This window comes from Bradyrhizobium lablabi, from assembly GCF_900141755.1.
GTDB lineage: Bacteria > Pseudomonadota > Alphaproteobacteria > Rhizobiales > Xanthobacteraceae > Bradyrhizobium > Bradyrhizobium lablabi_A.
In genome coordinates this window covers 7,454,388-7,466,966 of sequence record NZ_LT670844.1, presented here as the reverse complement: position 1 = coordinate 7,466,966, position 12,579 = coordinate 7,454,388, and the positions used below count along the sequence as shown (strand labels likewise).

Sequence of the window (12,579 nt, the reverse complement as noted above, 5' to 3'; positions counted from 1 at the left end):
ACCCACCCCCGGCTCCAGCCGCGATGGTCATTCGGGCAGTCCGGCTTGCCGCAATGCTTCTTCGTATCGCGAGAGGTCTTCGGCACGCCGATAAGGGCCCACCACGTCTTTGAGGGTGGAAACATGTAGCGCGGGATTCAGTTGCCGCAGCCGAGCCATTGCCTTGTGTGCTTGCTCCGGCCGTCCGGCCATTGCGTTGCTTGCGGCGGCGATACGTAATCCAGGTTGATAGTCCGGTTTGTCCTGCAATGCCATTGCCGCCCACGATGCCGCTTCGGCATAGCGGCCCAGGAGAAAATGGGCAAACGCGGTCCCGCTTCGCATTCCTATCGCCAACGGATCAAGTGGGCTCAGGCGCATGGCACGCGCGAAGCGCTCGGTCGCCGTTTCCGGCTCGCCGAGAAAGTTTTTTACCCAGCCGCCGTAAAACCATGCCTCGGCCAAATTGGAATTGAGCGCAAGCGCGCGATCGATTAAGCCGGCGCCTACCTCGAGATCGCGAACAACATACGCTAGCGCCCACCCGCTGGGGGTGAGCGCGATCGCGTCATCCTTGCCCAACTCAACGGCCCGTTGGGCGAGCCTCTTCACTTCGGCAATCTCGTTCGCTGTGTCTGAAATCCAGCCATTGATCTTGGCACTGACGTAACAATGGGCGGCACGACCGTAGGCGGCCGCAAAATCTGGATCGAGCTCAATCACGCTGTTGAACAGGCGTAATGCCTCGTCGTTCGCTTGCCGGTTACCAAACTGATAAAACCTGGCCAAACCGCGTAAATAGAGGGCATAGGCGTCGAGACTCTCGGTCGGCTTGCGCTTGGCACGCTCGATCTCGGCCTTTTCCACCGCTGGCGCGATCGCCCCGACAACGCTCTCGGTCACCTGGTCCTGCAGATCGAAGATGTCGCCGAACCCGCCGTCAAAACGTTCCGCCCAAAGATGGGCCCCAGTGGCGGTATCGACGAGCTGTCCCGTGATGCGCACTCGATTTGCCGCTTTGCGAACGCTCCCTTCCAACACGTAGCGCACCCCAAGCTCGCGCCCGACCTGCTTCACGTCGACGGCACGCCCCTTGTATGTGAAGCTCGAGTTGCGGGCGATGACGAACAGCGCCTTGAAACGAGACAGCGCCGTGATGATGTCCTCGGCCATGCCGTCGGCGAAATAATCCTGCTCCGGATCGGAGCTCAGGTTGGTGAAGGGGAGAACGGCGATCGAGGGTTTGTCGGGGAGCGGAAGGGCGGGATTCGGCTGTTGCACCGGTGCATCGCTGACCGCCACACTTGCGGGCCTCTGCGCTTCCCGCACTGTACCCACGAAACGGAAGCCCTTGCGCGGCAGTGTTTTGATGAGGCGCTGTTCCTCGCCGGAATCGCCGATCGCGCTCCGGGCGGCATTCAGGCGGGTCGTCAGTGCTGCATCGGACACGCTGCGCCCATTCCAAATGGCGATGATGAGGTCGTCTTTGCTGACAACACGCTCCCTGTTGCGGATCAGATAGTCGAGCAGGTCGAATACCTGTGGCGCGACCGAGACGGCGTCCGCCCCGCGATGCAGCTCGCGCCGGTCAGTGTCGAATGCGTACTCCTCGAAGAGATAGCGCAAGCTGCCAATCCCTTAGGCGGCCTCCGAATCGTCGAGGCTCTAGCAACGGTTGCAACACAAAGAATAAGCCGTCGGTAAGGAAAATGTAAGCCGAATGTCAAGCGCGCCCGACGATGTCTTGCCACCCTGGTCCGGTGGAAAACAACGTCCTCGGGAGATACGACGATGAACACGGCTCACGGTGTAACGTGGCTGGACCAGACGCCCGCGTCGACGCGGCGCGTCTCCAACCTCTTCAGCAGATATTGGGGTGCGTTTCAGGAACGGCGCAAACGCCAGAGGTTACGAGCGACCTTGTGCGATCTAGATGACAGGGAGCTACAGGACATCGGCATTGCGCGCGGCGAGATCGACTACGTCGCCTCGAACCGCGCTATCGACTCGCGACGCATCCGATCCATCCCTCCGATATCCGGGACCGATGGATGACCGAAATTGGACACGACCAATCGCACCGTTTCCCGGGGCCGACTTCCGGCATCAGTCACTTGAGGACCTGATGATCGGCCTCGTCTGAATGCAAGGGAGAGTGCCATGCCAGCCGATTATTCGCATCGCCATCCGAGAGGCCTCGACCACACGATGCGCTTCCTTCAAGTCGATAGTTCCTGGTATGAGAACTACTGGCTCGAGGAGCGCAAGCCGCGACCGGCCGGCATGGTCACTCGAAATCTTCCGACGATAGTGTCCTGCCTTCGGCTGGCTTGTGATCGCGTGGCCTCGGTCCGGCGGGCGGTGTTAGCGATTGTCCTCCGACCAAAAACTCATCCTGAAATAGGCACCCATCGACTGATCGCCTCCCTCATGGCGATCATTGATAGCTATGTGGCTCGGAACAACGACCTGGCGGTGGCTGGGGCGAAATTGTTAGAGGCGCACCGCGCCGCAAGGCCGGTTCCAGAGAGGGAACAGATGAAACCCTCGTGTAACCCAGCGGTATCCTGCGCGCACGACATGTGAGCTAGGTCACTCTTCCGGACAAAGAAAACGACAAGCGCTCCGGCCGCGACTTATTCGCCGCTACGCGAGCATGCGATCAGCCGGGGCGACCGGCAGCTACGCGGCCTTCCGTTTTTCGATAACTTGCCGGAAGTCCGTTGCCAGCTCGCCATAGTAACGAGCAAGCACCTCATACAAGGCCCTCTGGGGGCTATCCGTCGCCTGCCGAGCCGACTCTTCGCACTGGGCGGCTTTGATCTCGTACTTTTCCACTTTGGTTTGAAGATCAGTGACCATGGCACTACTCCACGCAACACACCACAACCCTCAATAGTACCTTGGCATGCGCCCCCGTTCGAAAAGATGGCAACGCTTAGGAAATTTCGCGACGCTGATCGCGAACGCCACCTCGAATGCAAAACGCCTCCCGAGCGGGCGTATGATCGCTCGGGCCGCGGTCCTATTCGATGAGCCGGTGTGGCCCAACTGATAGCGCGGCAAACGGCCCAGCGCGGGCCACTGGTGAGGTTTCTGCTTGGCGGGGCGCCTCGGGCGCACCGCTGAGACCGCCAGCCTTTCGGGGCCTTTCTTCCGGGAATGGCTTTTGTGCGGTAAGCCATGCCTCGGCGCTCATGCGGCATCGAGGGCGCCACTTTGCGGCGATCCTTTCAACTCGGCTTCCAAGTCCAGGACGATATCGCGGAGCAAACGAGCCGCAATTGGGTCCGTAGTTTCTTGTGCTAGAATGCGGTAGCGCTCCACCTGATCTCGACGTTCCTTCCAGTCGTAGTCCTCAGGCATGGTCCGATCCTCCCTGCCACCTGACCCGGGAAAGCGACGTTTTTTTCTTTGGGATCCCAATTTGCGCTGACCTGAACGAAAATGAGGCGCGCCCGCGTCGCTGGTGGAACAATATCGGGACGATTAGTTGTCCTGCGCAACGATGGAGGCAGCGACCCCGGGTTGCACCCCGCTTCGACTTGGGACTTGGGGTCGTAACGGGGTGCGGGAAGCGATGAGTCTACGCTCATGCAGCCGTTAAGCTCCGGCCTTTTGTACCGGCAACAAAGAACCTCTCATGAACGCGCCCGATCAGTCTGGGGACTTTTCTGGGGACTTTCTGTCCGGAAATCCCGAATTATTCCGGCTTTTGTTCGGTTTTCGTGCTCTTGCATGACCGGTTGGAAATGAAAAAAGCCCCGTATTACCGGGGCTTTCTTTGGTCGGAGCGAGAGGATTTGAACCTCCGACCCCTAGTCTCCCAGACTAGTGCGCTAACCGGGCTGCGCCACGCTCCGATGCCGTTCCCTTAGCTTCGATCAGCGTTGGGCGCAAGAAGCCTGACGGGGCGCGGGATTAGGCATATCCCTAGCGCCAACAGCCGGTTCCGGCGTCGCGCGGCGGCTAGCCGTCCTTCAGCGCGGAATCCAGCAATTGCCGGCAGGCGATGAGGTCCTGCAGCACGCCTTTGAGGCGGGCGACGTCGAGCGGGCGGGCGCCACCCTGGGTGCCCGGAACGGGGTCAGCGTCGAACGCCGGGATGCCGTCCTCGTCGGGCTCGGCGCGGCGGAAATCTGTGCCTTCGTTGCCGCCGTCATAATCGTCGTCGTCAAGGTCGAGGCCGAGGCCGGGGATGGCGTCATCATCCTGCTCCAGCAGGCTCTGACCGACCACCTCCTCGATCGCGCCGAAAGCTGCAACCGCCGACGCATCGGCCAGACGCTGGACCGAGCCGATGCCATGCTCTTTCAAGATGCGCTGCACCCCGCGGATGGTGTAGCCCTCGCCGTACAACAGTCGGCGGATGCCCCTGAGCAGATCGACGTCGTCCGGCCGGTAATAGCGCCGGCCGCCACTGCGCTTCATCGGCTTGATCTGGGCGAACCGCGTCTCCCAAAACCGCAACACGTGCTGGGGGATGTCGAGGTCGGCGGCGACCTCGCTGATGGTTCGGAACGCATCCGGCGCCTTGTCCAAATGCTTAAGTCTCCCTCTGCTTGTCCGCTCGCCCCCGATGAAACCTAGTCGGTCTTGCTTTCGCCGTTGCTGGGGCTGTGACCGTTGATCCGCTGCTTCAGGATCGCCGACGGCTTGAACACCATCACCCGCCGCGGAGAAATCGGCACCTCGGTGCCGGTCTTCGGATTGCGGCCGATGCGCTGGCCCTTCTTGCGCACCATGAACGAGCCGAACGAGGACAGTTTCACCGTCTCGCCCTTCTCCAGGCAATCGGTGATCTCCTTCAGCACCAATTCCACGAAGGCTGAGGATTCCGTACGCGACAGCCCCACCTTCTGGTAGACCGCTTCGCATAGGTCAACGCGTGTTACAGTTTTTCCGGTTCCGGTCATCGCCTTGCCCCGCGCTCTCGGCGAACAATATCTATCTGAAATTATGAGCTTAATATACGCCGGTCAACAGCGCTCATCAATGCAATAGCATGAAAGAAGTCAACAAAGTGCACAGACTTTTTAACGTAACGCTCACCAGCGCAACAGCGCCGATCCCCAGGTGAAGCCGCCGCCCATTGCTTCCAGCAGCACCAGATCGCCCTTCTTCACGCGTCCGTCCCTGACCGCGACCGTCAGCGCCAGCGGGATCGACGCCGCCGAGGTGTTGCCGTGCAGGTCGACCGTCAACACAACCTTCCGCGGCGCAATATGCAGCTTGTGCGCGGAAGCGTCGATGATTCGCTTGTTGGCTTGGTGTGGAACGAACCAGTCGATCTCCTCGGCCGAGGTGCCGGTGGCCTTGAACGCATCCACGATCACGTCGGTGATCATGCCGACCGCATGCTTGAAGACTTCGCGCCCCTCCATCCGGAGATAGCCTACCGTCTGGGTCGAGGACGGACCGCCATCGACGTATAGTTTCGACTGGTGCCGGCCGTCGGAGCGCAGATGGGTCGTCAGCACGCCGCGGTCGGATGGTTTGCCGGGCTGCTCTTGCGCGTCGAGCACGATGGCGCCGGCGCCATCGCCGAACAGCACGCAGGTTCCGCGATCGTTCCAGTCGAGGATCCGCGAAAACGTCTCGGCGCCGATCACCAGTGCGCGCTTGAATGCACCCGTGCGCAGGAAATTGTCGGCGGTCGCGAGCGCGAACACGAAGCCCGAACACACCGCCTGCAGATCGAAGGCCGCGCCGTGGTGGATGCCGAGCGCCTCCTGCACCGCGACCGCGGTCGCGGGAAAGGTGTTGTCCGGCGTCGAGGTCGCCAGCACGATCAGGTCGATCGACTGCGCGTCGATGCCGGCATCGGCAATGGCCGCGCGCGCCGCGTGGATCGCTAAGTGCGAGGTGAACTCGCCTTCGGCGGCGATGTGGCGCTGCTTGATGCCGGTGCGCTGCACGATCCACTCGTCAGAGGTATCTATCCGCGCTGCCAGTTCGGCATTGGTCAGGATCTGCCGCGGCAGATAGGAGCCGCAGCCGAGCACGACCGAACGTGTTGCAGTCACGAGACAGCCTCCTGCGCGGTCGGTGCCGACGGAGGCGCGCCGCCGTCCGGGTTGAGCATCTGATTGATCTTGTTGAGGAGATCGTAATGGACCATCTCATAGCCAACGTCGACCGCATATGCAAAGCCTTCGGCGTCGGTTCCACCATGGCTCTTGACCACGATGCCTTTCAGACCGAGCAGCACGCCGCCATTGGACTTGTTCGGATCGAGCTTGTCGCGCAATGCCTTGAACGCATTTTTCGCGAACAGGTAGCCGATCCTGGAACGCCAGGTCCGTGACAGCTCGGCGCGGAGAAAATCGTTGATCTGGCGGGCCGTGCCCTCGGTCGCCTTCAGGGCAATATTGCCGCTAAAACCTTCGGCGACGATGACGTCGGCGGCGCCCTTGCCGATACCATCGGCCTCGACGAAGCCGATATATTCGAGCTGTGGAAGGTTCATCGCCCGCAGCAATTCCGCAGCCTCGCGAATCTCCTCACGGCCCTTGATTTCCTCGACGCCGATGTTGAGCAGGCCGACCGTCGGCCGTTCGAGATTGAACAAGACGCTTGCCATCGCGCTGCCCATCACCGCCAGCTCCATCAGATGATGCGCGTCGCCGCCGATGGTGGCGCCGAGATCAAGCACCACAGAGTCGCCGCGGATCGTGGGCCATACCGCCGCGATCGCCGGGCGGTCGATCCCCGGCAGCGTCCGCAGGTTGAAGCGCGCCATCGCCATCAGCGCGCCGGTATTGCCGGCCGATACCGCGACATCGGCCTCGCCTTTCTTGACGGCGTCGATCGCCAGCCACATCGACGAGGTCTTGCGGCCGCGGCGCAAGGCCTGGCTCGGCTTGTCGTGGCTGCTGACGGCGACGTCGGTATGAACGACGCGCGAGACTTTCTTCATCGCCGGATGCTTTGCCAGTTGCGGCTCGATCAGCGCGCGATCGCCGAACAGCAGAAATTCGCTGTCGGGATGTCGGGTCAATGAAATCGCGGCGCCGGGAATGACGACCGATGCGCCGACATCGCCACCCATGGCGTCAAGCGCGATTCGAACCTTTTGAGGCATGAACGTCCCGGAAACCTGATCTCTTGCGGTCTTGAAGCGCCTTAAGCCGCGGACACTCGAAATCGCTATGGATAAGCGGTGATCGGCGAAGCGCAACGCTGCACCTCGGCCGGGCCGCGACAATAGCGTGTCCCCGCCCCGACACAACCTCTTGACCACCCTCTTTTGGGTGCCGGACTGGAACAACGCGGAATCGGCGCACGCCAATAAAGCAAGCTAACTCAATATATTACGTCGGATTATTGACGCAAGCCGGTATCCACCTCCGCCGGAACACGAATTCAGCGAACAAGTTACGATGGTTCAGCGCGCCGTCAGTGCTTGTCAGGCTTTTTCGGACCCTGCGGCTTTGCGTCAACCTGCAACGCTTTCAGCGCCGCAAACGGATGGTCATCGGGATCATCAGCGACCACCAGCGGCTCGAAAACCGCATCCGGCTTGCGCGGATAGGGATCGATTGCGAGAAACAGCGCATCGGTTGCGAGCCGGCCAAGATCGATGACGCCGTTGATGATCGGCTCCGGCGGATCCGGAATTTCCTCATCGCTCTCGGCAGCATCGTCGACGAGATCGGACAGCCCGGGAATTTGGTCCGGCGGTGCGAAGATCAGATCGATCTCTTCGTCGATGTCGTTTTCGATCGGATCGAGCGTCACGACACAGGTCTGTCCGACCCGTGCGCGAACCCGGCCGGTAACATGGAAGCCGCCCCCGCCCTTCGGCATCACATCGAGCGAGGCGCTCGCCGAGAGGATCTCGCGCAAATCCGCGATCTCAGCCATCGCCTCGCGCGCGGCTTGGTCAGTTTCGATGTCGCGATGCAACCCGGTATCGGGTATTTGCGCTACGGTGACGGGAACGCTCCATGGATGGGCTTTGTCTGTCATGTCGCTCGTTCCGTCTAGTGCGTTACGCCCACGCGAGCCGGCGAAGGAAATCGCCAGGATCCGTTTTGTATCGCCGCGTCGCTCAATCCATCCAGCGCCGCGATGGCTGCCTCGGCGTAGAAGGCAAGTCGCCTCGCGTTTTCAATTTGATCGCCATTCAAGATATTCTTGCCCAGCGCTTGCGCCAGTGGTTCACGGCCGGCGGCCAAAGCGAGATCGTAGGCCGCGCTGCGGCCATAAAACGCCTCCCCGAAGGCCTGCATGCGTTTGGGCACGGTGAGGTCGCCGACGCCCATTTCGCGCAGATTGCCGTCCATATCCTCGCAGAAGTGATCGAACAGCGCCTGGGAGAGGCCCGCGCCGCCGGCAATCGGCCGCACGCGGCGCAACACCATCCACAAATGCAGCACCAACAGGTCAAAACGGCCGTTAACCGTATCCGGCACCCCCAAGTCTCGATAAAACAAGGGTTCTCGCGCTTGCGTCACGATCGTGCCATAGATGGCCTCGATGGTGCCTTGGGGTGTCCGGGGTTTCCTGAAGTGATTGAACGGCCAAAGCATTGTGGGTTCCACAGGCGAGCCTCCGGGCTCGCGCATGTTGCAATTGAACATGCTGCCGGGTACGTCAACGCCTCGCGCGATGCAAGGGGACGGGACCAGTTCCAGACATGACCGAGACGAGGCTTAAGAGCTCACGCCTGCGTCCTCCGCGCGGCCTGACGGCGCAGTGGCGCGGCCTGCGCACTGCTGCCGCCATCGCCCTGGTGTGCGCGGTGCTAGGCGGCTGCACCGGCGAGCAATTCCAGAAGGGCTACATCCTGCCTCCCGGCGCGCTCGAGCAAATCCCGATCGGCGCCAGCCAGGATCAGGTCTTGATCGTGATGGGCACGCCGTCCACGGTCGCCACCCTCAACGGCGAGGTGTTCTATTACATCTCGCAGCGCTCCGAGCGCCCGGTCGCGTTCATGAATCAGCGGGTGGTCGACCAGCGGGTGATCGCGATCTATTTCGACAAGAACCGCCAGGTGAAACGGCTCGCCAATTACGGGCTGCAGGACGGCAAGATCTTCGACTTCATCAGCCGCACCACACCGACCTCCGGCCAAGAGCTCAGCTACCTGACGCCATTGTTCAAGCTGCTCAGCTTCAACTAGACGCGATAGCGCCAATGACAAGACCCCGCGGTTCGCACCGCGGGGTCTTTGTTTCGAGATCATCTGTCGCCGCTCAGTGCGCCAGGATCGCCAGCAGCAACAGCGCGACGATGTTGGTGATCTTGATCATCGGGTTGACGGCGGGGCCGGCCGTATCCTTGTAGGGATCGCCGACGGTGTCGCCGGTTACCGCGGCCTTGTGGGCCTCAGAACCCTTGCCACCGAAATGACCGTCCTCGATGTACTTCTTGGCATTGTCCCAGGCGCCGCCGCCCGAGGTCATCGAAATTGCGACGAACAGACCGGTCACTATCACCCCCAACAGCATCGCGCCGACCGCCGAGAACGCCGCCGACTTGCCGGCCGCGCCGCCGCCCGCGATCACATAGATCGCAAAGTACACGAAGATCGGCGACAGCACCGGCAACAGCGACGGGATGATCATCTCCTTGATCGCCGCCTTGGTCAGAAGATCGACCGCCTTGCCGTAGTCCGGCTTGTCGGTGCCCTGCATGATGCCGGGCTTTTCACGGAACTGACGCCGGACTTCCTCGACGATGGCGCCGGCCGCGCGGCCGACCGCCGTCATGCCCATGGCGCCGAACAGATAGGGCAAGAGGCCGCCGAACAGGAGGCCGACCACGACGTAAGGGTTATTCAGCGAGAAGTCGGGCACCACGCCCTGGAAGTACGGGAACTTGGCCGTGTTGGAGATGAAGTATTTGAGGTCTTCATTGTAGGCCGCAAACAGCACCAGCGCGCCGAGACCGGCGGAGCCGATAGCATAGCCTTTTGTCACGGCCTTGGTGGTGTTGCCGACGGCGTCGAGCGCGTCGGTCGCTTTGCGCACTTCCTTCGGAAGACCGGCCATTTCGGCAATGCCGCCGGCATTGTCGGTGACGGGGCCGAAGGCGTCGAGCGCCACGATCATGCCGGCCAGCGCCAGCATCGTGGTGGTGGCAATCGCGATGCCGAACAAGCCGGCAAGGCTGTAAGTGACGAGAATGCCGGCGATGATCACGAGCGCCGGCCCTGCGGTCGCCTCCATCGAGATCGCCAGGCCCTGGATGACGTTGGTGCCGTGACCGGTGACGGACGACGCCGCGATCGACTTCACCGGACGAAATTCGGTGCCGGTGTAGTATTCGGTGATCCAGATGATCAGCCCGGTGACGACGAGGCCGACGATGCCGCATTCGAACAGCGCCATGCCGGTGAATTTCACGCCCTGTAGCGGACCGAAGCCGACCAGCCAGTAGATCACGCCGGCAACGGCGATCAGGGAAAGGATGCCGGTCGCGATCAGGCCCTTGTATAGCGCGCCCATGATCGATTGGTTGGCGCCGAGTTTCACGAAGAAGGTGCCGACGATCGAGGTGATGATGCAGGCGCCGCCGATCGCGAGCGGCAGCGTCATCATGTTCACCAGCAGCGGCGAGTTCGCGAAGAAGATCGCGGCCAGCACCATGGTGGCGACCGCGGTCACCGCATAGGTCTCGAACAGGTCGGCGGCCATGCCGGCGCAATCGCCGACATTGTCGCCGACGTTGTCGGCGATGGTGGCGGGGTTGCGCGGATCGTCTTCGGGAATGCCGGCTTCGACCTTGCCGACGAGATCGCCGCCGACGTCGGCGCCCTTGGTGAAGATGCCGCCGCCGAGACGCGCGAAGATCGAAATCAGCGAGGCGCCGAAGCCGAGCGCGACCAACGCATCGACCACGGTGCGGCTGTTGGCGGCGAGCCCGAGAAAGTGGGTGAGATAGGCGAAGTAGATGGTGACGCCGAGCAGCGCCAGACCCGCAACCAGCATGCCGGTGATGGCGCCGGCCTTGAAGGCGAGTTCAAGTCCGCCGGCCAGCGACGTTGTCGCGGCCTGCGCGGTGCGCACATTGGCACGGACCGAGACGTTCATGCCGATGAAGCCGGCGGCACCCGACAGCACCGCCCCGATCAGGAAGCCGACAGCAACCAGCATGCCGAGGAAGTAGGCCAACAGCGCGAAGATGACGATGCCGACCATGCCGATTGTCATGTACTGGCGCTTCAGATAGGCCTGCGCGCCCTCGCGCACGGCGGCCGCGATTTCCTGCATCCGCGGATTGCCGGCGTCCGCCTTCAAAACCGACGCCGTTGCCCAGATTGCGTAAGCGATGGAAAGCGCTCCGCAGAGCACAATCAACCATAATGCTGTCATTGAATTTGCCTCAGATTTTGAATCTCAACCCACCCCGTCGCCGCGGGAGCGGCGAGCGCATAAAAAGAAGGCCTGCCCTGCCCAAAAGGGCGGCCTTAAATCGGCGGGGACCATGCCAAAATCGCACCCCCGGCGCAACGCCGCGCGGCGCCTAATCGGTCGAATTCGGCAGGCTTTTTGTCTCGGAACCGGCGGTATGGGCAATTCTCCTAGAAATGGCTGTAGGAGAGGCGCTTTAGGGCAATCTGCCTGCCCCTATCATCGAAAAACCTCGGAACGGAGGCCTCCGCGATCATCGTCCCGATCGAGGTCACGGCCACTGCGGCGATCCCTGCCGCGCGTGCGAACGCCTCAAAGCGATCTTCCGGGATGGCGCACAAGATCTCATAATCGTCGCCGCCGGAGACGATGGCCTCGATGCCGACCGTGCCGCGTGCGAGCAGTGTTGCGGCGGGTGCGGACAACGGGATGCCCGGCGCGTCGATCACCGCCGAGACGCCCGACGCCGCGCATAATTTTGCGAGATCGCCGGCGAGACCGTCGGAAACATCCATCGCGGCGCTCGCATGAGCGCGAACCGCTTGCGCGAGAGCGTTGCGCGGCTGCGGCACGCGGTAGCGTGAAACCAGCATCTCTCTTGCCGCGGTGTCGGCGCCGAGCGCTCTCGCAACGTCGCCACCGCGGAGTATATCGAGGCCAAGCGCGGCGTCGCCGATCGTCCCCGTCACCACCACACGGTCGCCGGGCTTGGCGCCGCTGCGATGGACCATCTTGCCGGGTAGCACCCGCCCAAACGCGGTGATCGAGATCATCGCTGGGCCCGGCGTGGAAACCGTGTCGCCGCCGAGCAGCGGGCAACCGAAGTGGCTGGCATCCTCTTTAAGTCCGCGCGCGAACGCCGTCAGCCAGGCATCCTCGGCGGAACGCAGCGCCAGCGTTAGCACAAAACCTGCCGGCGTCGCACCCTTGGCGGCGAGGTCAGAGAGGTTCACCCGCAGCGCCTTGCGCGCGATGGTGTCGGGCGGATCGCCGGACAGGAAATGAACGCCTTCGACAATGGCGTCGGTCGTCACCACGATCTCGTCGCCCTCAGCCTTGAGGATCGCGGCGTCGTCGCCGAGACCGAACGCGCCGGGATCGGTCGCGAGCGGCTTGAAGTAGCGCGCGATCAAGGAGTCTTCGCCGGAAGGACTGTTCTGCCGATCAGTCACAACGAGCCATCCATCCCAGGGCTGTCATCGCCCGGCTTGACCGGGCGATCCAGTACGCCGGGAGTCCG

The 12,579-nt window shown here is 62.4% G+C and carries 14 protein-coding genes and 1 tRNA gene; 3 read left to right on the top strand and 12 right to left on the bottom strand.

Annotation, left to right across the window (positions count from 1 at the left end; genetic code table 11):
• Positions 1-27: 27 nt before the first annotated feature.
• The gene (locus B5526_RS34945) at positions 28-1,605 is read right to left on the bottom strand and encodes a winged helix-turn-helix domain-containing tetratricopeptide repeat protein (protein WP_079544182.1); all 1,578 of its coding nucleotides are present in this window, start codon (positions 1,603-1,605) and stop codon (positions 28-30) included.
• Between the two features lie 165 nt (positions 1,606-1,770).
• Between B5526_RS34945 and B5526_RS39650 the strand changes: the two genes are divergently transcribed.
• Together B5526_RS39650 and B5526_RS34935 are read left to right on the top strand one after the other, a co-directional pair.
• Positions 1,771-2,034, top strand: a complete 264-nt coding sequence (locus B5526_RS39650; RefSeq protein ID WP_079544181.1) for a DUF1127 domain-containing protein — start codon at positions 1,771-1,773, stop codon at positions 2,032-2,034.
• A gap of 105 nt (positions 2,035-2,139) precedes the next feature.
• Positions 2,140-2,565, top strand: coding sequence for a hypothetical protein (locus B5526_RS34935; RefSeq protein ID WP_079544180.1), 426 nt, complete (start codon positions 2,140-2,142; stop codon positions 2,563-2,565).
• A 96-nt stretch (positions 2,566-2,661) separates the two neighbouring features.
• Here the strand turns inward: B5526_RS34935 and B5526_RS34930 are convergent, their stop codons facing one another.
• From B5526_RS34930 to B5526_RS34895, 9 genes are all read right to left on the bottom strand, one after another.
• On the bottom strand, positions 2,662-2,841 hold the full coding sequence (locus B5526_RS34930) for a hypothetical protein (protein WP_079544179.1): 180 nt from the start codon (positions 2,839-2,841) through the stop codon (positions 2,662-2,664).
• Positions 2,842-3,174: 333 nt separating this feature from the next.
• Positions 3,175-3,345 carry a hypothetical protein gene (locus tag B5526_RS38585; RefSeq protein ID WP_172842172.1) on the bottom strand — a complete coding sequence of 57 codons (171 nt, stop codon included), beginning with the start codon at positions 3,343-3,345 and terminating at the stop codon, positions 3,175-3,177.
• A gap of 419 nt (positions 3,346-3,764) precedes the next feature.
• A tRNA-Pro gene (locus B5526_RS34925) sits at positions 3,765-3,842 on the bottom strand.
• 106 nt (positions 3,843-3,948) lie between these two features.
• The gene (locus tag B5526_RS34920) at positions 3,949-4,521 is read right to left on the bottom strand and encodes a MerR family transcriptional regulator (RefSeq protein WP_079544178.1); all 573 of its coding nucleotides are present in this window, start codon (positions 4,519-4,521) and stop codon (positions 3,949-3,951) included.
• A gap of 44 nt (positions 4,522-4,565) precedes the next feature.
• The gene (locus tag B5526_RS34915; protein ID WP_079544177.1) at positions 4,566-4,895 is read right to left on the bottom strand and encodes an integration host factor subunit alpha; all 330 of its coding nucleotides are present in this window, start codon (positions 4,893-4,895) and stop codon (positions 4,566-4,568) included.
• A 132-nt stretch (positions 4,896-5,027) separates the two neighbouring features.
• The gene (locus B5526_RS34910) at positions 5,028-6,005 is read right to left on the bottom strand and encodes a beta-ketoacyl-ACP synthase III (protein ID WP_079544176.1); all 978 of its coding nucleotides are present in this window, start codon (positions 6,003-6,005) and stop codon (positions 5,028-5,030) included.
• Positions 6,002-7,063, bottom strand: a complete 1,062-nt coding sequence (gene plsX / locus B5526_RS34905) for a phosphate acyltransferase PlsX (RefSeq protein ID WP_079544175.1) — start codon at positions 7,061-7,063, stop codon at positions 6,002-6,004. The genes B5526_RS34910 and plsX overlap by 4 nt, the downstream gene beginning before the upstream one ends.
• Positions 7,064-7,377: 314 nt before the next feature.
• Positions 7,378-7,950, bottom strand: a complete 573-nt coding sequence (locus B5526_RS34900; RefSeq protein ID WP_079544174.1) for a YceD family protein — start codon at positions 7,948-7,950, stop codon at positions 7,378-7,380.
• A gap of 14 nt (positions 7,951-7,964) precedes the next feature.
• A complete protein-coding gene (locus tag B5526_RS34895) occupies positions 7,965-8,513 on the bottom strand; it encodes a ubiquinol-cytochrome C chaperone family protein (protein ID WP_079545895.1) in 549 nt (182 codons plus the stop codon).
• A 107-nt stretch (positions 8,514-8,620) separates the two neighbouring features.
• Here B5526_RS34895 and B5526_RS34890 point away from each other — a divergent pair, with 107 nt between their 5' ends.
• On the top strand, positions 8,621-9,106 hold the full coding sequence (locus B5526_RS34890; protein WP_079544173.1) for an outer membrane protein assembly factor BamE: 486 nt from the start codon (positions 8,621-8,623) through the stop codon (positions 9,104-9,106).
• Positions 9,107-9,179: 73 nt separating this feature from the next.
• Here the strand turns inward: B5526_RS34890 and B5526_RS34885 are convergent, their stop codons facing one another.
• Complete coding sequence (locus B5526_RS34885) at positions 9,180-11,300, bottom strand: sodium-translocating pyrophosphatase (protein ID WP_079544172.1); 2,121 nt, start codon at positions 11,298-11,300, stop codon at positions 9,180-9,182.
• A 209-nt stretch (positions 11,301-11,509) separates the two neighbouring features.
• Positions 11,510-12,511 carry a thiamine-phosphate kinase gene (gene thiL, locus B5526_RS34880; RefSeq protein ID WP_079544171.1) on the bottom strand — a complete coding sequence of 334 codons (1,002 nt, stop codon included), beginning with the start codon at positions 12,509-12,511 and terminating at the stop codon, positions 11,510-11,512.
• Positions 12,512-12,579 lie beyond the last annotated feature (68 nt).

Bases quoted from the DNA above. Each gene is read 5' to 3' on its own strand.
- B5526_RS39650 (WP_079544181.1), top strand. From the start codon at position 1,771: ATGAACACGGCTCACGGTGTAACGTGGCTGGACCAGACGCCCGCGTCG.
- B5526_RS34935 (WP_079544180.1), top strand. From the start codon at position 2,140: ATGCCAGCCGATTATTCGCATCGCCATCCGAGAGGCCTCGACCACACG.
- B5526_RS34930 (WP_079544179.1), bottom strand. From the start codon at position 2,841: ATGGTCACTGATCTTCAAACCAAAGTGGAAAAGTACGAGATCAAAGCC.
- B5526_RS38585 (WP_172842172.1), bottom strand. From the start codon at position 3,345: ATGCCTGAGGACTACGACTGGAAGGAACGTCGAGATCAGGTGGAGCGC.
- B5526_RS34915 (WP_079544177.1), bottom strand. From the start codon at position 4,895: ATGACCGGAACCGGAAAAACTGTAACACGCGTTGACCTATGCGAAGCG.
- plsX (WP_079544175.1), bottom strand. From the start codon at position 7,063: ATGCCTCAAAAGGTTCGAATCGCGCTTGACGCCATGGGTGGCGATGTC.
- B5526_RS34900 (WP_079544174.1), bottom strand. From the start codon at position 7,950: ATGACAGACAAAGCCCATCCATGGAGCGTTCCCGTCACCGTAGCGCAA.
- B5526_RS34895 (WP_079545895.1), bottom strand. From the start codon at position 8,513: ATGCTTTGGCCGTTCAATCACTTCAGGAAACCCCGGACACCCCAAGGC.
- B5526_RS34890 (WP_079544173.1), top strand. From the start codon at position 8,621: ATGACCGAGACGAGGCTTAAGAGCTCACGCCTGCGTCCTCCGCGCGGC.
- B5526_RS34885 (WP_079544172.1), bottom strand. From the start codon at position 11,300: ATGACAGCATTATGGTTGATTGTGCTCTGCGGAGCGCTTTCCATCGCT.